Origin of the sequence: Halarchaeum salinum, assembly GCF_039520965.1 — an archaeon.
GTDB classification, from domain to species: Archaea; Halobacteriota; Halobacteria; order Halobacteriales; family Halobacteriaceae; genus Halarchaeum; species Halarchaeum salinum.
Map to the genome: position 1 here is coordinate 14682 of NZ_BAAABL010000066.1, position 23353 is coordinate 38034.

22 protein-coding genes and 3 pseudogenes are annotated in these 23353 nt (G+C 60.6%); 10 read left to right on the top strand and 15 right to left on the bottom strand.

Going from position 1 to position 23353, the window contains the following annotated elements; translation table 11 throughout:
- Positions 1 to 55: 55 nt before the first annotated feature.
- Positions 56 to 1294, bottom strand: a complete 1239-nt coding sequence (gene ilvA, locus ABDZ36_RS11000; RefSeq protein WP_211313116.1) for a threonine ammonia-lyase — start codon at positions 1292 to 1294, stop codon at positions 56 to 58.
- A gap of 341 nt (positions 1295 to 1635) precedes the next feature.
- Here ilvA and glyA point away from each other — a divergent pair, with 341 nt between their 5' ends.
- Positions 1636 to 2883: a serine hydroxymethyltransferase gene (gene glyA / locus ABDZ36_RS11005; RefSeq protein ID WP_211313115.1), complete on the top strand. Its 1248-nt coding sequence runs from the start codon at positions 1636 to 1638 to the stop codon at positions 2881 to 2883.
- Positions 2884 to 3142: 259 nt separating this feature from the next.
- Here the strand turns inward: glyA and ABDZ36_RS14915 are convergent, their stop codons facing one another.
- On the bottom strand, positions 3143 to 3277 hold the full coding sequence (locus tag ABDZ36_RS14915; RefSeq protein WP_425545314.1) for a hypothetical protein: 135 nt from the start codon (positions 3275 to 3277) through the stop codon (positions 3143 to 3145).
- Between ABDZ36_RS14915 and ABDZ36_RS11015 the strand changes: the two genes are divergently transcribed.
- The 3 genes from ABDZ36_RS11015 to ABDZ36_RS11025 all read left to right on the top strand — a co-directional run bounded on the left by ABDZ36_RS11015 (position 3276) and on the right by ABDZ36_RS11025 (position 5325).
- The gene (locus ABDZ36_RS11015; protein ID WP_343749315.1) at positions 3276 to 3416 is read left to right on the top strand and encodes a hypothetical protein; all 141 of its coding nucleotides are present in this window, start codon (positions 3276 to 3278) and stop codon (positions 3414 to 3416) included. The two genes, ABDZ36_RS14915 and ABDZ36_RS11015, sit on opposite strands and share 2 nt — an antisense overlap.
- 179 nt (positions 3417 to 3595) lie before the next feature.
- Positions 3596 to 4015 carry a GlcG/HbpS family heme-binding protein gene (locus ABDZ36_RS11020; RefSeq protein ID WP_211313113.1) on the top strand — a complete coding sequence of 140 codons (420 nt, stop codon included), beginning with the start codon at positions 3596 to 3598 and terminating at the stop codon, positions 4013 to 4015.
- A 5-nt stretch (positions 4016 to 4020) separates the two neighbouring features.
- Positions 4021 to 5325 (top strand): amidohydrolase, encoded by a 1305-nt coding sequence (locus ABDZ36_RS11025; RefSeq protein ID WP_211313112.1) that lies wholly within the window; start codon positions 4021 to 4023, stop codon positions 5323 to 5325.
- Positions 5326 to 5378: 53 nt separating this feature from the next.
- Here the strand turns inward: ABDZ36_RS11025 and ABDZ36_RS11030 are convergent.
- A pseudogene (locus ABDZ36_RS11030) lies at positions 5379 to 5710 on the bottom strand (transposase domain-containing protein); the annotation flags it as partial.
- 582 nt (positions 5711 to 6292) lie between these two features.
- Between ABDZ36_RS11030 and ABDZ36_RS11040 the strand changes: the two are divergent.
- Positions 6293 to 7167: pseudogene (locus tag ABDZ36_RS11040) on the top strand (IS630 family transposase); the annotation flags it as partial.
- Between the two features lie 223 nt (positions 7168 to 7390).
- Here ABDZ36_RS11040 and ABDZ36_RS11045 read toward each other — a convergent pair.
- From ABDZ36_RS11045 to ABDZ36_RS11060, 4 genes are all read right to left on the bottom strand, one after another.
- Positions 7391 to 8428 carry a proline racemase family protein gene (locus ABDZ36_RS11045; RefSeq protein ID WP_211313111.1) on the bottom strand — a complete coding sequence of 346 codons (1038 nt, stop codon included), beginning with the start codon at positions 8426 to 8428 and terminating at the stop codon, positions 7391 to 7393.
- Complete coding sequence (locus ABDZ36_RS11050; protein WP_211313110.1) at positions 8418 to 8747, bottom strand: DUF8026 family protein; 330 nt, start codon at positions 8745 to 8747, stop codon at positions 8418 to 8420. Before ABDZ36_RS11050 ends, ABDZ36_RS11045 begins: the two co-directional genes overlap by 11 nt.
- 1 nt (position 8748) lies before the next feature.
- Positions 8749 to 10149: a sodium-dependent transporter gene (locus tag ABDZ36_RS11055; protein WP_425545315.1), complete on the bottom strand. Its 1401-nt coding sequence runs from the start codon at positions 10147 to 10149 to the stop codon at positions 8749 to 8751.
- Positions 10150 to 10307: 158 nt separating this feature from the next.
- Positions 10308 to 11066, bottom strand: coding sequence for an IclR family transcriptional regulator (locus tag ABDZ36_RS11060; protein ID WP_211313108.1), 759 nt, complete (start codon positions 11064 to 11066; stop codon positions 10308 to 10310).
- Between the two features lie 555 nt (positions 11067 to 11621).
- On the opposite strand from ABDZ36_RS11060, the gene ABDZ36_RS11065 reads away from it, so the two are divergent.
- The 4 genes from ABDZ36_RS11065 to ABDZ36_RS11080 all read left to right on the top strand — a co-directional run bounded on the left by ABDZ36_RS11065 (position 11622) and on the right by ABDZ36_RS11080 (position 15594).
- The gene (locus ABDZ36_RS11065; protein WP_211313132.1) at positions 11622 to 12455 is read left to right on the top strand and encodes a proline dehydrogenase family protein; all 834 of its coding nucleotides are present in this window, start codon (positions 11622 to 11624) and stop codon (positions 12453 to 12455) included.
- A gap of 54 nt (positions 12456 to 12509) precedes the next feature.
- Positions 12510 to 14093, top strand: a complete 1584-nt coding sequence (locus tag ABDZ36_RS11070; protein ID WP_211313107.1) for an aldehyde dehydrogenase family protein — start codon at positions 12510 to 12512, stop codon at positions 14091 to 14093.
- Between the two features lie 747 nt (positions 14094 to 14840).
- Positions 14841 to 15089, top strand: a complete 249-nt coding sequence (locus ABDZ36_RS11075) for a hypothetical protein (RefSeq protein ID WP_211313106.1) — start codon at positions 14841 to 14843, stop codon at positions 15087 to 15089.
- A gap of 58 nt (positions 15090 to 15147) precedes the next feature.
- Positions 15148 to 15594 (top strand): NUDIX hydrolase, encoded by a 447-nt coding sequence (locus ABDZ36_RS11080; protein ID WP_211313105.1) that lies wholly within the window; start codon positions 15148 to 15150, stop codon positions 15592 to 15594.
- 332 nt (positions 15595 to 15926) lie between these two features.
- Here ABDZ36_RS11080 and ABDZ36_RS11085 read toward each other — a convergent pair.
- The 8 genes and pseudogenes from ABDZ36_RS11085 to ABDZ36_RS11120 all read right to left on the bottom strand — a co-directional run bounded on the left by ABDZ36_RS11085 (position 15927) and on the right by ABDZ36_RS11120 (position 22616).
- Positions 15927 to 16759 (bottom strand): annotated as a pseudogene (locus ABDZ36_RS11085) (alpha/beta hydrolase fold domain-containing protein).
- The gene (locus ABDZ36_RS11090) at positions 16756 to 16941 is read right to left on the bottom strand and encodes a carboxylesterase family protein (RefSeq protein ID WP_211313102.1); all 186 of its coding nucleotides are present in this window, start codon (positions 16939 to 16941) and stop codon (positions 16756 to 16758) included. The pseudogene ABDZ36_RS11085 and the gene ABDZ36_RS11090 overlap by 4 nt, the downstream one beginning before the upstream one ends.
- A gap of 75 nt (positions 16942 to 17016) precedes the next feature.
- Positions 17017 to 17811, bottom strand: a complete 795-nt coding sequence (locus tag ABDZ36_RS11095) for an ABC transporter permease (RefSeq protein WP_211313101.1) — start codon at positions 17809 to 17811, stop codon at positions 17017 to 17019.
- On the bottom strand, positions 17808 to 18515 hold the full coding sequence (locus tag ABDZ36_RS11100; RefSeq protein ID WP_211313100.1) for an ABC transporter ATP-binding protein: 708 nt from the start codon (positions 18513 to 18515) through the stop codon (positions 17808 to 17810). The genes ABDZ36_RS11095 and ABDZ36_RS11100 overlap by 4 nt, the downstream gene beginning before the upstream one ends.
- Positions 18516 to 18519: 4 nt before the next feature.
- Positions 18520 to 19413, bottom strand: coding sequence for an ABC transporter ATP-binding protein (locus tag ABDZ36_RS11105; protein ID WP_211313099.1), 894 nt, complete (start codon positions 19411 to 19413; stop codon positions 18520 to 18522).
- A 50-nt stretch (positions 19414 to 19463) separates the two neighbouring features.
- Positions 19464 to 20576, bottom strand: coding sequence for a FecCD family ABC transporter permease (locus ABDZ36_RS11110; RefSeq protein WP_211313098.1), 1113 nt, complete (start codon positions 20574 to 20576; stop codon positions 19464 to 19466).
- 6 nt (positions 20577 to 20582) lie between these two features.
- Positions 20583 to 21755, bottom strand: a complete 1173-nt coding sequence (locus ABDZ36_RS11115) for an ABC transporter substrate-binding protein (RefSeq protein WP_211313097.1) — start codon at positions 21753 to 21755, stop codon at positions 20583 to 20585.
- A 93-nt stretch (positions 21756 to 21848) separates the two neighbouring features.
- Positions 21849 to 22616 carry an IclR family transcriptional regulator gene (locus ABDZ36_RS11120; protein WP_343749314.1) on the bottom strand — a complete coding sequence of 256 codons (768 nt, stop codon included), beginning with the start codon at positions 22614 to 22616 and terminating at the stop codon, positions 21849 to 21851.
- A 123-nt stretch (positions 22617 to 22739) separates the two neighbouring features.
- On the opposite strand from ABDZ36_RS11120, the gene ABDZ36_RS11125 reads away from it, so the two are divergent.
- Positions 22740 to 23297 (top strand): O-methyltransferase, encoded by a 558-nt coding sequence (locus ABDZ36_RS11125; protein WP_211313095.1) that lies wholly within the window; start codon positions 22740 to 22742, stop codon positions 23295 to 23297.
- The last annotated feature ends 56 nt before the right edge of the window (positions 23298 to 23353 follow it).

The window sequence follows — 23353 nt, forward strand, 5'->3', positions numbered from 1 at the left end:
GACTTGTCGATGGTAAAACCGCCCGTCGACGCCCGAAACACGACCTCTCGCTCTCCTAAGATTTCTTGGTGACGTCGTCGACCACGTAGCCTGCGCCCTCGATCGTGTCGATGATGGCCGCCGCGTGCTCGGCGCCGTTCGTCTCCACCCGGAAGACGAGGTGGGCTTCCCCGACGTCGAGCGAATCGACCGCCCGCACATGCCGGACATCGTGGATGTTCGCGCCGCGCTCGGCGATGAGCCCGGAGAGCCGCGCCATCTCCCCGGGCTTGTCGCTGATACGGACACGCAGGCGTAGCGTCTGACGCCGATCGGTGAGCGCGTGAACGAGCACGGTCTGGAGCATCGTCATGTCGAGGTTCCCGCCACAGAGCAGTGGCATTACCGTCTCGCCCGTGACGTCGAGGTCATCGCTGAGGAGCGCAGCGACCGAGGCCGCGCCCGCGCCCTCGACGACCTGCTTCGCGCGCTCGAGAAGGAGGAGAATCGCCTGCCCGATCTCGCCGTCGGAGACGGTGACGACCTCGTCGACGTGCTCCTCGATGGTGCGCAGCGTCAACTCCGAAATGCCGCCGGTGGCGATGCCGTCCGCGATGGTGTCCGTCTCATCGCGTGTGATGGGCGCGTCCTTCTTGAGGCTCTCGTGGACGGTCTCTGCGCCTTCGGCCTGCACGCCGACGACGCGTATGCTCGGGTCGTGGTGCTTGATCGCGGTCGCGATCCCCGAGATGAGACCTCCGCCGCCGATCGGGACGATGACGGTGTTCATCTCGGGACAGTCCTCGTGCATCTCGACGCCGAGGGTTCCCTGTCCGGCGACGATGTTCGGGTCGTCGTAGGCGTGGACGAACTCGGCGTCCGTCCCCTCGACGAGCGACTGGGCGTATCCCATCGTCTCCTGGAAGTCCTCGCCGACGAGTTCGACACTCGCTCCATAGTCGCGCGTCGCGTCGATCTTCGTCTGCGGGGCGTTTTCCGGCATGACGATCGTCGACTCGGCGCCGCACTCGGTCGCGGCGAGCGCGACGCCCTGGGCGTGGTTACCGGCGCTCGCCGCGATGAACGTATCGACGCCGCGTTCGGTGTCCTGCGTGATTTTGTTGTACGCGCCTCGCGTCTTGAACGACCCCGTCCACTGGAGGTGCTCCATCTTCAAGTGGACGTCCGCGTCGACGAGCGATCCGAGCGAGGTACTGCGATCGACCGGGGTCCGCTTGACGACGCCAGGTTCGAGGCGTTCGCGTGCCCGCTCGATGTCCCGATACGTCACCACTCCTGCCGTCGTATCACTCATCCCGCACCTCCGTCTCGTCGTCCGTCCTCTCGCTGACCGTGCGTCTGACTACCACGACCTGCATGCTCCACACGAGCGCGCACGCCCGGAAATAGCTACGCGTCGACACCTATCGACCCGTCCTTCGACCACGAAATTAGATAGCTCGAAAGCGGCGAGACAGGCTCGGTATCGACATCATATAGCCATTTGAGGAACTACTCACGCCACGCTTCGAGTCGCGAACCACCGCCAAACACAACAATTAGAGAATTTTATATTTTGTGGTTGCGTGCGGCATCGAGAACGCCACCCACAGGGGCTGGCGAAGGATTATACGCACCTCTCGTGATGCATCCACGATGACGTACGAGACAGTACGCGAGACCGACCCCGCAGTCGCGGATGCCCTCACGGGAGAGCGCAAGCGGCAGAACGACACCCTGGCGATGATCGCGAGTGAGAACCACGTCAGCGAAGCCGTCATGGAGGCCCAGAGCTCCGAGTTGACGAACAACTACGCGGAAGGCTATCCCGAAGGACGCTACTACGGCGGCTGTGAGTACGCCGACGACGTCGAGTCGCTCGCCATCGAGCGCGCGACGGAACTGTGGGGGGCCGAGCACGTCAACGTCCAGCCGCACTCGGGATCGCAGGCGAACATGGCGGTCTTCACGGCCATCCTCGAACCCGGCGACACGATTCTCTCCCTCGATTTGACGCACGGCGGCCACCTCTCGCACGGCCATCCCGCGAACGCCGCCGGCAAGCTCTACGACGTCGAACACTACGAGGTCGACGAGGAGACCGGCCGCCTCGACTACGCGGGCCTCGACGACCTCGCGCACTCGACCGATCCCGACGTCATTATCTCGGGATTCTCCGCGTACCCGCGAACGGTGGACTGGGAGGCCATCCAGGAGACCGCCGATGCCGTGGACGCCTACCACCTCGCGGACATCGCGCACATCACGGGGCTCGTCGCGGCGGGCGAACACCCCTCGCCCGTCGGTATCGTGGACTTCGTGACGGGATCGACGCACAAGACCATTCGCTCGGGGCGCGGTGGCATCATCATGTGTAGCGAGGAGCACGCGGACGACATCGATTCCGCGGTCTTCCCCGGGATTCAGGGCGGCCCCCTCATGCACAACGTCGCGGGGAAGGCGGTTGGCTTCGGTGAAGCCCTCGACCCCGAGTTCGAGGCGTACGCCGCGCAAGTCGTCGAGAACGGGGAGGCGCTCGGCGAGGCTCTCAAGGCGAATGGCCTCACGCTCGTCTCCGGCGGCACCGATACGCATCTCGTTCTCGTCGACCTCCGGCCATCACATCCCGACACGACCGGGAAGGACGTCGAAGCGGCCTTAGAGGAGACGGGAATCGTGCTGAACGCGAACACGGTACCCGGAGAGACGCGCTCGGCGTTCAACCCGTCTGGCGTCCGTGCGGGCACGCCCGCGCTCACGACGCGCGGCTTCGAAGCGAAAGAGATGCGCGAGGTCGGCGACCTCATCGCCGACGTCATTGACGCCCCTGACGACTCAACAGTGATCGAGCACGTCAGCGCGCGCGTCGACGAGTTGACCGACGCGAACCCACTTTACGAGTGAGATCGTGCGCGACCTGTCGTGTGACATCCTCCCTGCCGTAAACGGCGGGGCTTCCCACACGGTGGGAATGCAAGTTAGTCGTCGTCACCAGACCGGGGGTTCTGGTTGGCTCACGAGACTGCGTCTCGTGAACGCTGGCAGTGGGTTTCGACTCTTGAAACGGTGTGAGTGTCATCTTCGAGGGTGTCACGCTCTGCTCACACTGAGTCGTGGCCGTGTCACAACGGCTCTCGTCCTGTAGCGAGTCATCGCCTACCTGTTACGGCAGGCTCTCTCCCCACGGGTCTACGCGACGTGCGATGTTCGCACTCACGTTAATATCTGCTTGGAACGTCGATACGTGGCACTCGGGATTCTTGCACTCGAACTCGGCTTGTCGAGTCCGATACCCGATGTGCTTGCACGAGTGGCACGTCTGCGAGGTGTACTGCGGGTGGACGCATCGAACCCTCGGCGACGTCCGCCACCGGATGTGCGTCCGCGATCGCCGCGTCCCCGAGTGGACGGTCACCCACTTCGTCGAGACGGTGTAGCCGTTCGTCAAGTGACGACGCGACGCCGCGACACCGACGTTCTTCGAGGTAACCAGGCACTGAACGACGGGTGCCGGACATTATCCACTAACTAACAACTATCCTACTGGTTGTGGTTGGCGACAGACCCCCTCTCGCCACGTACTGTTAAGTGCGGAACCCGTCTATCCGCGAACGCCATGAGTGAGTTACTCACGCTAGAGGAAGGAACGGAACTGATCGCGGCGGCCGAAGAGGCGGCCGAGGAGATGGATCTGGCGATGGTGATAACGGTAGCGAACCCGGCGGGGAATCTGGTGGCCCAACATCGGATGGACGGGGCGTGGCTGGCGAGTGTCTCGATTTCCCGGAATAAGGCGTACACGGCGGCGGCACTCCAGATGCCGACGCACGAACTCGCTGCCCCCACTCAGCCCGGTGAATCCCTCTGGGGCCTGCAGACGACCGACGAGAACCGTCTCGTCGTCTTCGGTGGCGGCTATCCCCTCGAAAAGGACGGCGAAATCGTCGGTACTGTCGGCGTCAGCGGCGGCGAAGTCTCACAGGATATGGCCGTCGCCGAGGCTGCCGTCGACGCCTTCGACGGGCTCACGGAGTAACCAGAATGGCGAGCGACGAGTCCGCGGCCGCCGCAAAGGACGAGCGCGTCGAGCGGCGCCGGGCGTTCCACACGTATCCGGAACCGTCGTGGTGTGAGTTCCTGACGACGAGCCGACTCGTCGACGCCGTCGAGGACGTCGGCGTCGACGCGCTCCACGTCGGCCGCGACGTTATCGCCCCCGAGCATCGACTCGGCGTACCCGAGGACGACGTCCTTGACCGCTGGCACGAGCGCGCGGCCGATCACGGCGCTCGCTCGGACGTCCTTGACGCCACCGCCGGCGGCATGACCGGACTCGTCGCCGTTCTCGAGAACGGGCCCGGCCCCGTTATCGGCCTCCGCGTCGACATCGACGCGCTCCCCGTTGAGGAGGCGACTGGCGACGACCACGAACCCGCATGCGAGGGATTCCGCTCGCGGAATGCGGGCGCGATGCACGCCTGCGGCCACGATGCCCATATGACCATCGGTCTCGGCGTTCTCGAGGAACTGGCGGCAAGCGAGTTCGCCGGGACGTTCAAACTCTTCTTCCAGCCCGCAGAGGAAGTCCTCGGTGGCGGCAAGCCAATGGTCGAGAGTGGGCACGCCGACGACCTCGACGCCTTCTTCGCGGTTCACGTCGGCTTCGGCCACCCGACCGGAACCATCGTCTCCGGCGTCGAGAAGCCCCTCGCGATACGCCAGACGCACGCCGAGTTCACGGGTGAGGCCGCACACGCGGGCTCCGCACCCCAGGCAGGCCGCGACGCCATGCAGGCGATGGCCGCGGCCATTCAGAACGTCTACGGGGTGTCGCGGCACGCCGATGCCCTCACCCGAGTCAACGTCGGACGCGCGGAGGCCGGCACCGCCTCGAACGTCGTCGCCGACCGTGCCACGATCGACCTCGAAGCCCGCGCCGGCACGAACGACGTCCTCGCGTACCTCACCGAACGCGTCGACCGTATCCTCGGGACCGCGGCCGATATGCACGCCTGTGACCTCTCGTCGACGACGATCGGGAAAGCCCCGCGCGTTGACAGCGACGACACGCTCGCGGACGTCGTCGGCGACGTCGCGTCCGCCACAACCGCCGTCGAGACCGTCCGCCCGACCGCCACCCTCGGTGCCAGCGAGGACGCCACCTACTTCATGCGTCGCGTCCGGGAGAATGGTGGGCTCGCCACCTACGTGATCGTCGGCACTGACCACCCTGGCGGGCATCACACGCCGACGTTCGACGTCGACGAGGCCAGTCTGGATATCGGGGTCAACGTACTCACCGAGGCGATCCGACGGACGTTCGCGGCCGACGACCATAGACAGTGACCGATCGAGAAACCAAAACAGCGCCAATTGGGCACTGTCTAGTTCCGCACCTTCTAGGCTGGCGGCATTCCATCAAGGGCGTGATGTGATCTCTGATGGTTGTCGTAATGCATGAGCTGTTCAAGCCATCGCGTGCGCTCGCCCGACTACCCACCCACGAGTGGTGGACGCGGCCGATGCGCATTTTGAGGGTGTAGAACCATTTTTCGACGTGGTTCCGCTCGGTGTCGTCCAGATGACCGTTCAACCGGGGTGGGCGATCAGATAGCCATAGGCATCGACGAGAAACTCGGTGTCTGCGAGAGCGTGTTTCCCGGTGAGCCGATGGAAACACAACTGCTGGATCGGTGCCGTGACGTCCAAACAACGCGACATCGAGAATCAGTAGTCAACGACCTCATCCTCCTTCGCTCATCCTGAGGGGTTCGCTCGTGGCGGGGAGGGCTTGTCCATGAACTCGGCCTCGAATCCGTCCAGGTAGGCGGTAACCCCGCGCTTCGGCGTTCACGAGAGCTGCGCTCTCGTGCAGCCCATCAGGTTTCTACGAAACCTGAGGACGTCACCGTTTCAGTTGAGAACCGTATGCATTGAGACGACCAGAATTATCCTCTTTCTGTAGTTCCGAACAACAGAAATTGTGCACGAGATCGGTGACTGGGTCTCAGTCGAAATGGCCCCACACACCATGACTCTCGGGAGAGCGCGACCTACGAAGTCGAGAAGGACAACTTCCAAGGACACCCGAACAACTCGATGGACTGAGCGCGGGTCAAGGCGAAGTTTGAGATGATGACACGCGAGCGCTACGACGCCGAGCAACGTGTATTGATCACCGAGGCAGCGAAGAACCCCGAGGGGCACGGCGTCGCGGATCTCGTCGGGCTACTCGACTGGCGCACGGACGCTCTGATCGGCCCCACTGTCGTAGTCGTTAGAACGTTCCGCACGGAGACTGTGACAGTACATAATGGACCATCTCGATGAGATTTCTGTCGAAGAACTCCAAGAGGCTCTCGGCAACGTGGACGGGAAGAAGCCGACAGAGCGGCTGTTAGCGGCGATCGCGTACAAGAACGGTGTCACGCAGACCGACCTCGCTGAGTGGCACGATACCGGCCGGCGAACGATCTACAGCTGGCTCACGCGACTCGACACCGACAAGTCGCTTGAGCAGGCTGTTACTGATGATAAGCGAACTGGAAGAAAGCGGAAGCTCTCAGAATCACAGCAACACAAATTCGAAGACGCCGTCCACGGTTCACCCGAGGACGTTGGGATTGACACGCCAGCGTGGACGCCGGCGCTCGCCCAAGAATTTCTCGCTGACGCCTTCGGCTTGGGTACTCAATTCCGAGCTGTCGGCGGCTGTTGAAAGAAGCGGGAGTGAGATATCAAAAACCACGCCGTACAGCCACTAAGGGCGACGAGGACGAGCAAGAGGAGTTCCATGATGAGGTCAAAAAAGACGGCGGGAGATGGACGCCACCGTAGTCTGTATCGACCAGACGAAGAAATCCATGCAAGTTGAGCGCGTACCGCGTGGTTTCCGCACGACACGCGGCCCTCCGCCGAACTCTCTGGACAGCGCGAGTGGCCGTGTTTGCCGGCGCGATCACCGAAGACGGTGATCGCTTCTTCTCCCGATTCACTGAGTACGTCACGGCCGAGCACGCAAAACATTTCATTTTAGAGTTATGAAAAGAATTTGAGGAAGAGCTGCTCATCGTTCTCGATGGAGCGCCGTATTTTCAGTCGGCCGTCACGGTCCGCGGGGTCCGTGACGGCCCCGATTTCGGGACGTTCCCGCCGTACTCGCCGGGGCTAAATCCCGTCAAGGAGTGCTAGAGACTGCTCCAAGCAACTCCCAGCAACTACTTCTAATCGATACTTATAGATAGTGTCGTCGTATCGAAATGTATCCACAGCTCAAAAGAGTCTATTACGGGAAATGACGACTTTCGTAATCTGCCACACAAGCCAATAACGTGGGCGTTCCCATAGCAGTAGCCAGTCCGGTTTGGACGGCGGGCGCTATGACCGTCGTTATATTATCGATATGTAGATATCACTCTTCAGTTCCGGAGATCCTCAGACTTTGCAGTGGATCTCTCGAATCCTTGATAAAAGTGTGCTTTCCTGTGATGTACGCTGATCCAGCGACCGTAGGCGTCACTACAATGGTGCCGTTGCGATCTGTAGAGTCCACGATCTTCCCCTCAAATCGCGTGCCGATGATGCTCTCGTAGGGATAAGCTTGATCAACGGATAATTTACCTTCCTCGTATAGGAGTGCCATCTTTGCACACGTACCAGTTCCACATGGAGATCGATCAATCTGCCCATCACCGAATACAACGACGCTTCGGTCAACGTCCGATGCATGTTCGTAAATCTCTGTGATCGCGACCGCAGCGTGCTCGCCGGTGCGTGGATCAACGATATCGCACTCGTTGTTGACTGCCTGCCGAATCTCGAGTCCCCACTCGATAAACTCGTCAGTGTATGTCGTCTCAAGTGGCCTGGAGAGTTGCTCGCTGTCGACCAGTACGAAGAAATTCCCCGCGTAGACGACATCAACGGAAAGAGGCGTCTTCAGGAACGAAACTGGGACTTCAAAGGAATTATAGACGAACGAATCAACGTTTTGTACGACTACTCGCTCAACACCGCCATTGTCGTCATATTCGGGATGCGTCTTGACGAGTCCAGCCGGCGTCTCAACGCAGACGGTAGATGCGGATGACAACTCTCCTAGTTCAATGAGTGCGGAGACGACACCGATCGTTCCATGGCCACACATATCCAGGTAGCCCTTGCTATCCATGAAGAACGCCGCAATATCGGCACAGTCGTCTTCTGGTTCAACGACGACTGCACCGAACATATCGTCGTGTCCCCTAGGCTCCCGAATTAAGAGGTCGCGAACCCAATCCGAATCCTCGGCGAACGAATCGCGCTTCGACCGGACAGTGTCACCAGCCAGGGTGAACTGATCGGCAGCATCGACGATGATCCGCGTCGGCTCCCCACCAGTGTGAGTATCGATCGTCGTGAAGGCCGCGTCAGTGCGCACATTCTGGTCGAATGCCTTGTCAATTTCCATCGTCTATTGTCTCGAGTTGTTGAATCTGCTTGTCGGACCAGTCGTAGTATGGCTCCTCAACTCGACGGAGCGTCCTGACACATTCGTTGTAGCGCTGTTTGGCGGTCTGTGCGTACGGGTCATCTGGATTCATTTCAATCCATTCCCGAAGCTCCTGAAGTGCGCGCGGCGAGTAACCCTCAATGTCGCTCTGCTCGTTGAGTAGTGTGAGCTTGCGTCCCTCCGTCCGCATCGACCGTACGAGGATGGCGCTTGCGACGACAGGGAGTGCGAATACCATGAATATCATCACGAACCATGTAAGCGTTGAGAGCGCCATTTCAGTCACCCCCCGTTGACTCTACGGGCTCAGACGGTGTTTGGTTGATAATACCTCCTGCAATCATACTTGCGCCCACGAGCGCGATCATGAGCGCAACGCCGATGAGCATCAGTGTCTGGTTGCCGGTTCCAATACTGGTGACAATACCGTACCCGAGGATCACGACCATCACGGTCGGGATGACATAGGTGATGACGTAGTTCCACCACGGGCCAACGTGAATACCGGCGTAGCGATTGAGAGCGATTACTCGCGCGCGCTCGGGACTGAACTTCAACACGATGAGTAAGACGATAGTTAGTGTGGCGAGCGGGAGTCCGTACCGACCGATAATGAAGTCCATCTGACCAAGGAAGGTCGACGAGTAAGCACTCGGAAGACCGAATGCCCAGATAGCCGTGCAGACCGCAACGACTGCACCGGTCCGGGAGAGCCGTGTTTCCTCGGATATTGTCGTGACTCCGACTTCGGTGATGCCGAGCCCGGAGGTGAATGTCGCGAAGAAGAAGGACACGAACAGCACGATGGCCCAGATTGCACCGCCAGGTAACTGCGGAATCACCTCCGCCATCGAGACGAATAGGAGGCCCGATCCGCCACTTGGTTCAAGCCCGAATGCGAAGACCGCCGGAAAAGTTGCGAAGACTGCCAGGAGTCCAATACTCGTGTTGCCGATAGCAGTGAACATTCCGCCACCGAGCGGGACGTCGTCGTACCGTCCGAGATAGCTGCCATAGGTGAGTGCGATCCCCCAACCCAGTCCCGTTGAGAAGAGGGCCTGGCTAAGCGCTGCGATCCATGTGCTTCCACGGGTTAGGTACGTCCAGTCGGGAGTGAAGACAAACGATAGCCCCTGCATACCCCCAGGCAGTGTGATACCGCGGACTCCAGCGGCGACAAGCGCAACGACTAGAAGCGGAATCAGCCATTTGACGACGCGTTCGACACCTCGCCGAATCCCGAAGATGAGCACGCCAGCGATACCGGCCATCGTCAGTGTGTGCATACTAATGACGAGACCTGGGTTTGAGATAAATCCCTGCCAGAACGCCTGGGGCTGGAATCCGGACTGTGTGAACGTCATCATGAGTGAATGTGCTGCGTAGTAGAGCGCCCAACCGATGATGGGCGCATAGTACGACATCAACGCGATATTGATCACCACGACGACGATGCCAAGTCCCTTACCGTACTTGCTGTCAAGGAGTTGTTTGAACGAACCAATCACCCCGTGGTGCGTGTAGCGCCCGATCATGGTCTCAGCCATGAGACCAGGAACTGCGATGAGGTACAGGAAGATGAGGTACGCGATGAGGAATGCACCACCCCCGTTTTGGCCTGTCGTGAAAGGCATCCTCCAGATGTTTCCCGCACCGACCATCGCTCCTAGCAAGGCCATGAGGAAGCCAAAGCGACTCCCCCACTCCTCTCTCGCCGTTCTCGCTTCGGAATCTGCCATGCTAACTCTGATTATATTGTTATATTCATACCATTTATATCTGTCCCTTGTAGACGGCAGCCGATAGAAGATGTACAGAATCAGTCCACTAGGTCCAACTATTCGTCTTTAAACTCTGACTCGATCTGGTCAATCGTCTCAAACAGTCGGTCAACGGCGTGATCGTGAATCTGCTGGTCGGTGAGACGATAGGTCGCCCCGTCGATAGCGAGTGCGCCGAGTACGCTACCATCCGGTTTCGTTATCGTCGCGCCGACACTCCGGAGCCCATCATAGTGCTCCTCGTTGTTAATCGCATACCCGCGCTCCCGGATTTCATCAAGTTCCGCCTTGAGCTCTGTCCGATCGGTAATCGTGTTCTCAGTTAGTTGTGGAAGCCCCCACTGATCAATTATTTCGTCAACGCGTTCTTCATCCATCTCTGAAAGCAGAACCTTTCCGTCCGCCGTCGTGTGCATGTACAGGTATTGTCCGATCTTGAAGTCAGTCATCGCTGAGCCGCCGATATTGTGGTATACAACCACTAGCCGACCGTTCTCTTCCGTTGAGAAGTCTATTTCCTCGGGCATCCGATCGGCTAGGTCACGTGCCTTCGACCGTACGATGTCATAGGCAGGTTCTTTCCGCTTCGCATTCTCGGCGTGGGAGAGAAATCGGAGACCAAGCTGGTACGCCCCATTCTCCTTGGCCACATAGCCGAGGCCCTCTAGCGTGTTTAGGTGGTAGTACAGAGTACTTTTCGGTAGATTCAATTCGGATCGGAGCCCGGTAAACGTCGCACCACCTGTGCGCTCTATCGCGTGGATAACTTCAAAGGATGTCTCGGTTGTCTCGTATGTTCGTTTGCCGTTCGCCATATCTGATCTACATGACGTCCACCGGTAAAATAGTTCGTATAATGAGAACAGGAGTCAAGTAACTCGGCCCACATACATATCGGAGGAGGAACGCAATACTCGTCCAAGTGCATCTACACGTCACCCTAAGACTAACCCAAGCATCGCGTCGCTGCTCCGAAGTAGAATGTCTTCGACTTTGTCCAAGCCATGTAATACTACCTGTACAGTTCGTTGGGAGTTCACTATACTCGAACTAGCTACACCCAAGGAGTATTAGATTACATAGATATTATTGTAAACTAGATCTACTAGGTCGGGAGATGCACTGTCATATCTGGGTTCGTTGGCTGAATATCGCACCACTAACGCGGTTCGTATTTTATGAACTGTCTTATCCGAAAATGGGTCCCAAATATAATTGGCCAGCGCCATAGGATATCGCCTCCACTGGCTTCCGTCCCATCCCAGGCATTCACTAGCGCAAGGAGTCTACGTCTTCTACTGAAACAGCATACAGACCAACGTCTATCAAGAAAAGCGATGTTTTTTGTTACCGGAAGCTAATTGACAGACGTGATCCCGCCGATAGCCGATAACTTCGTTGCCGCCGAATCACCTGAGGGCGCACTCGAACACGCCGTCAAGTTGAACGCACAGGGCATCGGAGCCATCCTTAATCTTCTCGGAGAGCACTATCACGAGCATATGCCCGCCTTTGACGACATGATGGAGTACCGCTACCTCGTCGCCGAAATTAGCGAGCGTGAGCTTGACGCATCTGTTAGCGTTAAGCCAAGCCAGATAGGCCTCGACATTGGCGACGACGTCTTCGCTGAGAACCTTGAGGGAATCGTGGATTACGCCGTTGAACACGATGTCTTCATCTGGGTCGATATGGAGGACCACACGACCACAGACGCAACACTTGATGCCGTCGTGGAAAACGCCTCACGCGACGGTGCACGCGTCGGTGTTGCCATTCAAGCAAACCTTAAGCGGACCGAGGACGACCTTAAACGTCTCGCCAATTCCGACGCAGGTGTCAGGCTTGTGAAGGGAGCATACGATGAGCCTGCCGCTGTCGCTTATACGGAGAAATCGCAGGTCAATCAGGCCTATGAGCGACATCTCGAGTATCTTTTTCAGGAATTTGAGCAGGTGTCCGTGGGAAGTCATGATCCTGAAATGATCTCTCTCGCGAGCGACTTCCACGACGAGTATGGCACGTCCTACGAGGTGCAGATGCTTATGGGCGTCCGCAATGACGCCCAGTTTAATCTCGCGGATGATGACGTCCGTGTTGTCCAGTACGTCCCCTACGGGTCAAAGTGGGCGCAGTACTTCTATCGGCGCGTCATGGAGCGCAAGGAGAATCTCCTCTTCGCTGCTCGAGCAGTCCTCACATGAATCTCGTCGTACACGACCCAAAAATATAATAACCCACAGACATCCAGACAAATTGTGACTCCTATAGAATTCGAGAATGAGCTAACGTACCACGGGTTCGAGCAGGCGGACGACATTGAGACGTTCCACGAGGCGTACGACAACGCGGTCGCCACGATCCGGGACGATCTCGGTTCGACGCACGACCTCCTAATCAACGGCGATCGCCTGACAACTGACAAGCATTTCGACGTCAGATCCCCCGGCGACCAGTCGCTGATCGTTGGCGAGTTCGCCGCTGGCGACGCCAGCGACATCGACGCTGCGGTCGCCGCCGCGAGCGAGATCGCCAATGAGTGGGAGCGGACGGACGTCGCTGACCGCGTCGCTATTTTCCGTGACGCCGCCGAGACGATGCGGACGCGGAAGTTCGAGCTCGCTGCGACTATCTCCATCGAGAACGGAAAGAACCGGACCGAAGCAATGGCCGACGTCGATGAAGCCATCGACTTCCTTGAGTTCTACGCCCGCGAATTCGAGCGCTCGGACGGCTACGACTTCGATACCGGAGAGCCTACGCCCGACCAGCATACGCAAAACGTTCTCCGTCCCTACGGTGTCTTCGGTGTCATCGCACCGTTCAACTTCCCGATGGCGATCTTTGTCGGAATGACCGCCGGCGCACTCATCACCGGTAATACCGTCGTCACCAAGCCCGCTGAGTCCACCCCCTTGATCGCCGAGAAATGTGCGGAGATACTCCACAACTCCGGTCTCCCGGACGGCGTCCTGAATTTCGTGACGGGCGACGGCCCGAACGCCGGTCAACCCCTCGTCGAACATGAGGACGTCTCGGGTGTCGCCTTCACAGGGTCGCGCGAGGTCGGCCTCTCAATCCGTGAGACGTTCTCCGAACAGGGCAAACATGGTCCCGTGATTGCGGAACTCGGCGGGAAGAACCCGGTCATCGTCAGCGACGATGCGGATCTCGAGGGCGCCGTCGAGGGCGTGCTGAAGGGCGCGTTCTCGTTTAGTGGGCAGAAGTGCTCGGCGACCTCCCGAGTCTATGTCCACGAGGATGTCATCGACACGTTCACCGCGGCGCTCGCCGACGAGGCCGAAGATCTCGTGGTCGGACCCGCGACCAAGCGCGAGGCGTTCGTCTCCCCGATCATCAGCGACCATGCACTCGAACGCTACGAGTCGATTACGGAGCGCGCCGCTGCTGACGGCACCGTTCTGACCGGCGGCTCCGTTCGCACCGATGGCAACCTTAGTGACGGCCGCTTCGTTGAGCCGACCGTCGTGACTGACATTCCCCATGAACACGACCTTGCCCGGGACGAACACTTTCTCCCGTTCGTCACCATTCATCCCATCTCGGACCTCAAGGAGGGGATTAAGAAGTCGAATGACACCGAGTACGGGCTCTGTGCAGGTATCTTCTCGGAGGACGACACGGAGATCGAACGCTGGTTTGACGAAATCGAGGCAGGAATGTGCTACGCGAACCGCTCGCAGAGCGCGACGACGGGTGCATTGGTCCAGGCCCAACCCTTCGGCGGTTGGAAGTACTCCGGAACGACCGGAAAGTTCGCAGGTGGCTACTGGTATCTCCAGCAGTTCATGCGTGAGCAAACGCAGACGCGGGTGAAGTGAAAGCGGACACGTCTTCGGAGAAGACAGACCGGTCAACCCTCTGTATCCCGTAGTATCCATTATCGCTCCGATGATGAGTCTTTTCGTGACTCGCGGAGCGAATCGATCAGTTAGAGCTGTATTCTTGAGCAGCATGAGACAACGAAAAAATGCCGAAGTGAGAGTCTGAAACTCATGAAAGTGATTCAGCGTAGCCGTTCCACATCAATTTCCCAAGGTGGGCGATGCACTCGGGGACGACGTTGCAGCCGATGATTATTGCGACGGTGCTGTCAAGTCGGAGTTGTTCTTGCGCTTGCTGGGGCAAACTTGAGCGTGTCTGCTTCTCATGGAGGGCGCTCACCTGGTGTTGGTCAAGAGTGCGGTTCTCGGGCGTTTTGAGTGACTAATCGCCTTCGTGTTCGATACGCCGAACCGGGTAGCGACCGCCGATATAATCTATATCGCGGTATTTGGTTCATCTATTTTTGCGCCGTTCTAACTGGTTCACCGTATTGTGTGGTCGTCCAGTGTCAGCATCAATGCACCTCAAGCACTAAGAAAATAGACTATCATGCTCTATCTATCCGGAGCTATGCTCTTAGGATCGCCCCAAGATGGAGCGAGCCGGCTTCTCGTTCCGCTGTTCGACTGACGATGCCGACCTACGCGCGCTTCGACGACTTCGCCCACTTCTACCGGGAGGAAATTACCCGTAATCCGCGCCGTCCCGGACGTCGATCCCGAACAGAAGACGCCGACCTACGCATGGCTGAAGGGGACTACTCGGGGTTCGTCGAGCGCTTGCGGCGCGACTACGACCCCCCACCCGGCGAGTTCTACAACGAAGTCGGCCTCCCGCCGAACGCCGACGATAAATGGGGGTCGACCACGAACCGACCGCTGCTCGACGAGACGGCGAAACCGGACGAGATCGCGCGCGTGCAAGACACGTTCTGGTGTACTCGACATCGAGTTGAGGAGGGTTGCCTCGAAAGAAGTACACCCCCTCGGTGAAGAACTAGTATATCTTCCTCGTAGAGTGAGCCGCGGGCTCTACAACCCCGCCGAGAATATGCTGAGCCGTTTCGACTGGGGCGAAGACCCGCTCTACGATCATCCCGCTTCTCCCGCGGCACTTCTCGACGTTGTCAACGTCAAGGAGCGCGTCCTCCTCTTCGCGCTCGCCGGCTGGGCTCGACCGGTCGAAGCGTGTTCCACGTCGACCAGCTCACTCTCAATCCCGAAGAGGGCGACGTCCCCTACATCTGATGCCGACGAGCGCAAGAACACCCGCCGAACGCGGAACACCGTCGAACTCCTCATCGGTATCGACGCCGTCCGCGAGCAAATCGACCCCCTCGTCGAGTACGCTGACTGGACCCGCTACCTCCTCCCTGGGAAGTCCGTCGAGCGGCCAATATCCACGCAGACTACTCAGCGGTGGTTCCTCAACCCGGCGAACGCGCCGACATACCATCAATGGAGTTATCCTCTCTCGAAGATGGGGTGCCGGACGTGATACCGCCTCTACCGCCAGCAGCGCCCGAACATCGAAGCCGGAACCACCGCCGTCGCGGCCTCTCAGGGTAGTCGAGACGTCCCCGTCTCCGAACGCACTACCTCGACGAGCGCACGCGCCGGCAGGCTCGCACCAACGCCATGCGTGACCTCGTCCAGAAAGAGTTCCCTCGTCAAGCATCGAGGGGTAACAGATAGCTCGTTTAACGAGATAGGTGAATCTTATATCGATATATCTAGTGTAGGGGTCTCAAATGCCCGATCTCGGATCGGTGTTCGACGACGTGGTGGTCGTTCATGAACCGTTGAGTGAGCATCGAGTTCACTGTCTCGTCACCAGATGCAACGTGACGCGTGGCCCCCCAATAGCGAACCTGATAGAACAGTCGTCAGATATTCTCTGACGAGAAAACACAATATCGCTGATTCAGGTATTGCGTACTGCCGATACTCGCTCCAGTCTAGAACTCCGGCGCAGTATTTTACGCAGCTATCTTCGTAAACCCGTGAATGAAACGAGAAGGTGTAAGAGTATATCTGACGAACATAGTAAGAACAGTCAGTCGTGGAGATAACGGTCGAGGAATGCGTCAATGGATGGGTGACTGTGGGATCCTCGAAGCCGCCGTGGCCCGCACCCTCAACAGTGTATAGTGAGACAGGGACGCCTACATCATTGAGGGCGTCGCGGAGGTGGACGCTCTGGGCGTGCGGGACAATAGGGTCCGCAGCACCGTGCACGATGCAGAGCGGCGGTTCGTCGCCCTCGATGTACGTGATCAAGTCGGCGCGTGCCACCGCATCCGGGTGCGCCTGAATCGGGCCGCCAATCAACTGCGATTCCAGCGAGTCCGGCGTGTCGTGGTCCTGCTCGCTCCCCTGCTCGTTCATCACGAGGAAGTCCGTCGGCCCGAAGTAGTCGCAGACCGCTCGAACCCTCGTAGAATACATGGCGTAAACGTCGGGTTCGCCGAACGGCTCCGCGTCACCGATCGTCCCGACGAGCGCGGCGAGGTTCCCGCCCGCCGACGCACCCCACGCGGCGATCCGATCGGGTCAAGCCCGTAGTCGTCGGCGTGCACACTCACCCAGCGGACGGCCGCTCGACAGTCCCGGATCTGCGCGGGAAACGTCGCGACGTCGCTCAACCGGTAGTCGACGCTCACGACTGCGTCCCCCGCTCGAGTTGGCGACGCGCCGGTCCGGCCTGGTCCTTACTCCCGTGGCGGAACGCGCCGCCGTAGATCCAGACGATCACCGGCGTCGGCTCCGTGCGGTCGTCCGGGAGGTGGAGGTCCAGCCGGCCGGATTCGCGCTCAACGTATTCAATCTCGTGAGTCGTCGGCATCTCACATATGCGTTCGCAATATATGTCGAAAAAGACGACGACCGCGTCTCGGTCACCGCGAGTGTTCGACGTAACTCACGACTCGCCGCCGAACGAGCGCAGCTGGTGGGCGTCGGTGAACGCATAGCGCTCGACAAGGAGACCACATGTGAGGCTAGCGAGGCCAGCGGCGGCGAAGATCATCGCCATCACGACGAACTGGTACTCGGCGGCGTAGATCGGGTCCTCCCCAGAGAGGATCATCCCGGCCATCAGTCCCGGGATCCACACCCAGCCGAGGCTGCGCAGCGAATCGACCGTCGGGATGAGCGCCGCCCGGACGCCGCGTTCGACGTGCCGAGCGATGGCCCGCGAGGGCGCGACGCCGAGCGCGAGCGTCGCCTCGATTTCCTCGCGGTGGGATTCGACTTCGTCGCCGAAGCGGTCGAGCGCGAGGGAACTCGCCTTCATACCGTTCGCGACGATCATGCTGCCGATGGGAACGAGATCGCGAACCGTCGCCTCGATGGCACCCGCCGCCGTCATCGTGACGATGACCACGCCGGCACCGAGGACGATACCGGCTGTCGCGATTCGGAACGCGCCCGGGATCTCGCCCGCGCGCGAGTGCGCGATCCACGCGCCCCCGAGCATCATCCCGAGGAGGACGAGCCCGCTCGCGGCGAACGGGACCGAGAGGAGGAGCCCGATCACCGAGCCCATGAGCACGATCTGGACGAAGCCACGCCCGATCGCGATACTCCACTCGTGTTCGAGCCCGAGGCCGCGCAGCGAGACGATACCGACGACGACAGCCGCGAGCGCGAGCGCGGCGGCGACCTGCCCCAGTCCCCGCGTGAGCGCCGGGTCGCTGAGGATCGAGTCGATCATTTGCGGGCCCCCACGAGACGAGCGGTCGGTTCGCGCTCGACGCCGCCATCGCCGTCGAAGACGAGTGCATCCGTCGCTAGCCGGCCCGCCTGCTCGACGTCGTGCGTGACGGCGACGACCGTGAGCGAGCGCTCGGCCGCGAGGTCGCACAGTACAGATTCGACGGTCGCCTCGGTGTCCGCATCGAGGCTCGCGGTCGGCTCGTCGAGCAACAGGACGTCCGGGTCGTTGACGAGCGTGCGTGCGAGCGCGACCCGTTGTGCCTCACCGCCGGAGAGCGTCGAGACGTCCCGCTCCATCGTGCCCGGGAGGCCGAGGCGCTCGAGCAGTCGCACCGCTGCGGCGTCGTCGACAGGCTCATCCCGGAGTCGCGGCCCGAGTGTGACGTTTTCGCGGACAGTGCCTTCGACGAGCGCCGACTGCTGGGGGATTAATCCCACCCGCTTGCGGAGCGTCTGCGGATCCAGTGTGCGATAGTCGCAACCGCCGTAGCGGACGGTGCCAGCGGTCGGTTCGTCGAGTCGGACGAGGAGGCGAAGGAACGTCGATTTCCCGGCACCGGACGGCCCGACGACCGCGAGCATCTCGCCGTCGGCGACTGCGACGGAGACAGCGTCGAGCACGGTCCGGTCCGCGATCCGGTACGTCAGCTCGTCCGTCTCGAGCGTCGGCGGTTGATCGAGTGCGTCGTCGGTCCGGCCCATGTGTTCACTCGTCCGCGCCCGAACCGTCATTCGGCTGGGCTCGGTCCGCTGGCGTCTCGGAACCCCGATCGCCGTTTCCCTCGGCCGGGTCGAGCGGGACGATCTGTCGGCCGTACTCGGTGTCCAGGATCGCGGCCTCAATGTCGAAGACGTCCGTGAGGAGCGACTCGGTTACGGCCTCCGCCGGTGGGCCGTAGTCGTAGATCGAGCCCTCGTCGAGCGCGACGACGTGATCGGCGTAACGGATCGCCTGCTCGACGTCGTGGAGGACGACGACGACGGTCATCGCGTCGTCGCGGAGGGACTCGAGGATCGACATCACTTCGAGTTGGTGGTGGAGGTCGAGGAACGTCGTCGGCTCGTCGAGCAACAGGATGTCGGTGTCCTGTGCGAGCGCCATCGCGATCCAGACGAGCTGCTTTTGGCCGCCGCTGAGGTCGCCAACTTCGCGCTCGCGGAGGTGTTCGACGCCCGCCAGCTCGATCGCGTCCTCGATCGCCTGCCAGTCCGCGTCGGTCATCGAGTCGAAGAACCCCTGATGGGGGTAGCGCCCGCGCTCGACGAGATCCTCGACGGAGAGCCCGTCAGGTGAGACGTTCTCCTGGGAGAGCAGGCCGAGCTTGCGCGCGAGCTCCTTCGCTCCCAGTGAGTCGATCGTTTGTCCGTCGAGCAAGACGGTGCCCGCGTCGGGGGTGAGCTGGTCGGCGAAGCCCTTGAGGAGCGTGCTCTTTCCGCTGCCGTTCGGCCCGATGAGCGCAGTGATGTCGCCAGGTGGAACCTGGATGGATTCGCCGTCGATAACCGGCTCGTCTAGTCCGGGATAGCCGATGACGAGGTCCGTGGCGCTGAACTCTGGGTCAGTCGTCGTTTCGGACGACTGGGTACGTTCATCAGTCATGTGTTACGTATCAAAGGTTGAGCATTTCGTGTCAGGGCGTCACCGGCCGGTTAGACGGAACCGAGGTCCTCCTTCTTGCGCATGAGGTAGAGGAAGTAGGGGCCGCCGACGAGGCCGGTGATGATACCGACCGGGAGCTGGATCGGGCTGAGCGCGAGGCGTGCGCCGACGTCGGCACCGACGAGGAGCGCCGGCCCGAGGAAGAGACACCCGATGAGCAGCCGTCGGGAGTCGCTGCCGACGATGTTGCGGACTATGTGTGGGACGATGAGGCCGACGAACCCCACCAAGCCGGCGACGGCGATTGCGGCGGCCGTTGAGAGGATAGCGATGCCCGCGACCGCAAAGCGGATTTTCTCGACGTCCATTCCGAGCGATGAGGCGGTTTCCTCGCCGAGGAGGAGGACGTCGAGTTCTCGGGTGACTGCGAGCGCGAGCACCATCGAGAGGATAGTGAACGGGAGCGCGATGCGTACCTGTCCCCAATCCGTCCCGAGTAGGGAGCCTGACAGCCACGCTTGGGCGGACATGACGACGCTGAGGTCGTCGATGAAGAAGAACAGCGCGCGCTGAACGGAGCTGAACACCGTCCCGACGACCACGCCCGCGAGGACGAGCCGGACGGGACTCGTGCCGTTCTTCCACGCGATTATGTAGACGATCAAGAACGCAATCGTCCCGCCAATCGCGGCCAGCACTGGCATCAGCGGGAGATAGCTCGACATGAAGGTGAGCGTCACGAGGACGACGAGGCCGGCACCGTCGCTGATCCCGAGGACATACGGGCTTGCGAGCTCGTTGCGCGTGACGACCTGGAAGATGGCACCCGACACGGCCAGATTCGCGCCGACGAGGACGCCGACGAGGATGCGCGGTAAGCGGATGTTCCAGACGATGAGCTGCTGGCGGGTGAACCACTCCGGGAGGCCCCCACCGAGTAGGAAGGCGCTCCACGCCGCGGAGCTGAACAGGACCTCCGAATCGAAGACTGTGTGCCAGGCCTCGGAGAGGGTGAGCGGGTAGGCCCCGAAGCTCACCTGGAGGAGCGTCGCGCTGAGGAGGACGGCGAGACTTCCGAGTGCGACGGCGGCGAGCTTCGAGTTTGCGTACCACTCCCCCCAGTCCGAGCGGCGCTGTGCGAGGGCGTCTAAGACCTTGCTCATCGAGAGTTAGAAGTCCTGGTTAATGATGTCGAGCATGCGCTGGCGGTCGAAGAGCTGGTCGCTCTCCGAGAGCTCGCCGAGCGGGCCGGGCCACTCACCGAACGTCTCGGGGTAGACCTGCTTCGCGACGGCCTCCGTGGAGAACATATCGACGATGGGACCCATGTACTGGCCGCCGCTGCGGATGACGTTGCCGTTCTGGACGGCGCTGAGGTTCTGGCCGTTCTCGTTGTTCTCGAAGGGTTCGATGACGGTGTTGACGAACTCCTCGTGTGACAGCGACGTGAGCCCACCGACGGTGCCGATGTAGTCGGGGTCGACGTCGAGGAGCTCCTCGTAGCCGATGGGGCCGTCGGGGTAGTGGCCCTCGAAGGCGTCCTGCATGCCGAGGCGGTAGTAGGACTTCGTGTTGTTGCCGAGGCGGTGGAGAGGCGCGACGCGGAACTGACCGGAGTCGGGACTGACGCCGCGCCAGATGGCGGCGATTGTCGGGCGCTCGTCCTCCGGCGGGAGCCCCTCGTTAATCGTGCTCATAAGGTCGTCGTGGAAGGACTGCCAGGCCTCGAACTGCTGTTGGCGCTGGAAGACCTTTGCGACCTTTTCGAAGGCTTCGTAGAGGGTGTAGGGGTTCGGGTCGTCAGAGACGGCGGCGGTCGGGGCGAACCGGAGAGTGGTGCCGAGGAAGGGCCCAGTCTGGGACTCGATTTCCTCGTAGTCGGAGTCGTCCCAGTCGGTGAATCGCGAGACGGTGCTTTTGGGGATGAGCCAAACGTCGGCGTCGGCGGCGTAGAAGTTCTCCTTGTCGTAGCCGGACTCAGCGCCGCTGGCCAGTTTGGTGATCTTACTCTCGTCGAACCCGAGGTCGAGGAGGTCGTAATACTTCAGCGGGGCGCGTTCGAGGCCGGTCGTCGCGCTCGGGTGGATGCCCATCGACATGCCGATGTCGAGCATCGGCCCGGAGACGACGCCGTACGTCTCCGGGACTTCCTCGAACGTGTAGGGCTCGTTCGGCTCAATGTGGACCGTGTAGGGCGTCGGTCCACTCTCCGTCGTCGACGAAGTGGTCGTCGAGTCGGTCGTCGAAGTGGATGTCTCCGTCTCCCCACCGCTGCTACACCCGGCGAGGGCTGTTGCAAGGAGTCCTGCACTACCTGCGAGGAATTGGCGTCTTCGTGCCATGCTGTTTAGGCTCACCTAATTGTTATTAAGCCTTCCGGATTTTAGGTGCCCCTAATCCTCAGGGTCGTCCATGACTGTCCAGTCGTCCCGCGATCAGTCGTGTTCTAGGAGGTGGGTCCGCTCGATACGGATCGTCTCCGCAGCCGCACGCAGTTCCCCAACGAGATACTCACGGTACTCCTCACGCCGGAAACGACTCGCAGGCCCAACGACGGCAACACTACCCCGCACCATGCCATCAATAACGATCGGACACGCCGCGTACCCAGTATCAGAATCGTGCTCCTCCCAATCGACCGCGTAACCATCCTCAACGATCTGGTCGAGTTCCCGACGAAGTTCCGCCGGGTCCGTGATCGACCGCTCGGTCGAGGCAGCGAGCGCACCGTCCTCCAGGATTTTCGCTCGCCGGTCATCCGGGAGTTCGGCGAGAATCACCTTACCGGCGGCGTGCGTGTGTAATGGAGTCCGACGCCCGCTATATGGACTGAGACCGACGTTCTCCCGATCGGATTCGATATGTATAAGTACCCAGTCTCCCTCTTCTTCAATTCCTAGTACGACGCGCTCGCCCGTCTCCTCGTACAGTTCGTGCAGAGTATGTGACGACGCGTGAAATAGCCAGTTACGGTACTTCTTCCGATTCCCTGTCTCGAGGAACCGATAGCCGATGTCGTAATAGCCGTCCTCTCGCGTAACGTAGCCGACCTCCGCTAACGAAACGAGATAGTCGTGCGCCGTCGCGCGGGTGACGTCAAGAGCTGATGCGACTTCCGACGGGCGCGCCCCCTGGCGTTCCTCGAGGATCTCAACCACCTCGAACGCGCGTAACACAGTTTTAAGTGGAGTTGTCGATCCCATGCTATTGCGTCTCACGCCGGCGCGAATAAGTCATCGGGACGTACGCCGACACTACCGCTCAATCGAGAGACCGTATTCGCTTCTAACGAAAGCATGATACGCGCTCCCTCTTTCGTCTCTGCCGTGAGTCTACTTCCCGAGGACGTTCAGGCGGTGACGGCTGCGACCGTGCGTCCGTCGCCACTGCTTGAGGAGATGGCGACGTACGGCCGCGAACAGCGCTTCCCGATCGTCGGTCCCGAAACTGGACAGTTCCTCCAGACGCTCGCGACGCTCGTGAATGCACGTCGCGTCTTCGAATTCGGCTCCGGGTTCGGCTACTCTGCTGCATGGTTCATCGACGCACTCCCGGCCAACGGCGAAATCGTCCTCACGGACTACGACGCCACGAACCTCGAACGGGCCGAAGCGTTCCTCTCCCGGAGCGACTATCGCGGCGAGGTCCACTACGAGTCAGGTGACGCAATGGAGTCCTTCGACCGGTACGACGGCCCGTGGGATGCCGTCCTCATCGACCACGATAAATCCCAGTACATGGACGCACTCGAACTCGCCCGCCCTCGGTTAGCCGAGGGAGCAGTCGTCGTCGCCGATAACATCCTCAGGGGGCCGATGTCACCAGCAGACGTTCGAGCGGCACTCGAAGGAGCCAACGATGACCTGTCCGAACGGCTCTATTGAATCCGCAGACAGCGTCGGGATGAGTCGTTAGAACGTTGGAAGTGAAGCGGGAGAGT

Excerpts from the sequence above, each read along its gene's own strand:
- ABDZ36_RS11120 (WP_343749314.1), bottom strand. The coding sequence starts at position 22,616 with ATGGGATCGACAACTCCACTTAAAACTGTGTTACGCGCGTTCGAGGTG.
- ABDZ36_RS11115 (WP_211313097.1), bottom strand. The coding sequence starts at position 21,755 with ATGGCACGAAGACGCCAATTCCTCGCAGGTAGTGCAGGACTCCTTGCA.
- ABDZ36_RS11045 (WP_211313111.1), bottom strand. The coding sequence starts at position 8,428 with ATGGAAATTGACAAGGCATTCGACCAGAATGTGCGCACTGACGCGGCC.
- ilvA (WP_211313116.1), bottom strand. The coding sequence starts at position 1,294 with ATGAGTGATACGACGGCAGGAGTGGTGACGTATCGGGACATCGAGCGG.
- ABDZ36_RS11075 (WP_211313106.1), top strand. The coding sequence starts at position 14,841 with ATGGCTGAAGGGGACTACTCGGGGTTCGTCGAGCGCTTGCGGCGCGAC.
- ABDZ36_RS11015 (WP_343749315.1), top strand. The coding sequence starts at position 3,276 with ATGTGCTTGCACGAGTGGCACGTCTGCGAGGTGTACTGCGGGTGGACG.
- ABDZ36_RS11025 (WP_211313112.1), top strand. The coding sequence starts at position 4,021 with ATGGCGAGCGACGAGTCCGCGGCCGCCGCAAAGGACGAGCGCGTCGAG.
- ABDZ36_RS11055 (WP_425545315.1), bottom strand. The coding sequence starts at position 10,149 with ATGGCCTTGCTAGGAGCGATGGTCGGTGCGGGAAACATCTGGAGGATG.
- ABDZ36_RS11100 (WP_211313100.1), bottom strand. The coding sequence starts at position 18,515 with ATGGGCCGGACCGACGACGCACTCGATCAACCGCCGACGCTCGAGACG.
- ABDZ36_RS11020 (WP_211313113.1), top strand. The coding sequence starts at position 3,596 with ATGAGTGAGTTACTCACGCTAGAGGAAGGAACGGAACTGATCGCGGCG.
- ABDZ36_RS11095 (WP_211313101.1), bottom strand. The coding sequence starts at position 17,811 with ATGATCGACTCGATCCTCAGCGACCCGGCGCTCACGCGGGGACTGGGG.
- ABDZ36_RS11060 (WP_211313108.1), bottom strand. The coding sequence starts at position 11,066 with ATGGCGAACGGCAAACGAACATACGAGACAACCGAGACATCCTTTGAA.
- ABDZ36_RS11080 (WP_211313105.1), top strand. The coding sequence starts at position 15,148 with ATGCTGAGCCGTTTCGACTGGGGCGAAGACCCGCTCTACGATCATCCC.
- ABDZ36_RS11110 (WP_211313098.1), bottom strand. The coding sequence starts at position 20,576 with ATGAGCAAGGTCTTAGACGCCCTCGCACAGCGCCGCTCGGACTGGGGG.
- glyA (WP_211313115.1), top strand. The coding sequence starts at position 1,636 with ATGACGTACGAGACAGTACGCGAGACCGACCCCGCAGTCGCGGATGCC.
- ABDZ36_RS11105 (WP_211313099.1), bottom strand. The coding sequence starts at position 19,413 with ATGACTGATGAACGTACCCAGTCGTCCGAAACGACGACTGACCCAGAG.
- ABDZ36_RS11050 (WP_211313110.1), bottom strand. The coding sequence starts at position 8,747 with ATGGCGCTCTCAACGCTTACATGGTTCGTGATGATATTCATGGTATTC.
- ABDZ36_RS11090 (WP_211313102.1), bottom strand. The coding sequence starts at position 16,941 with ATGCCGACGACTCACGAGATTGAATACGTTGAGCGCGAATCCGGCCGG.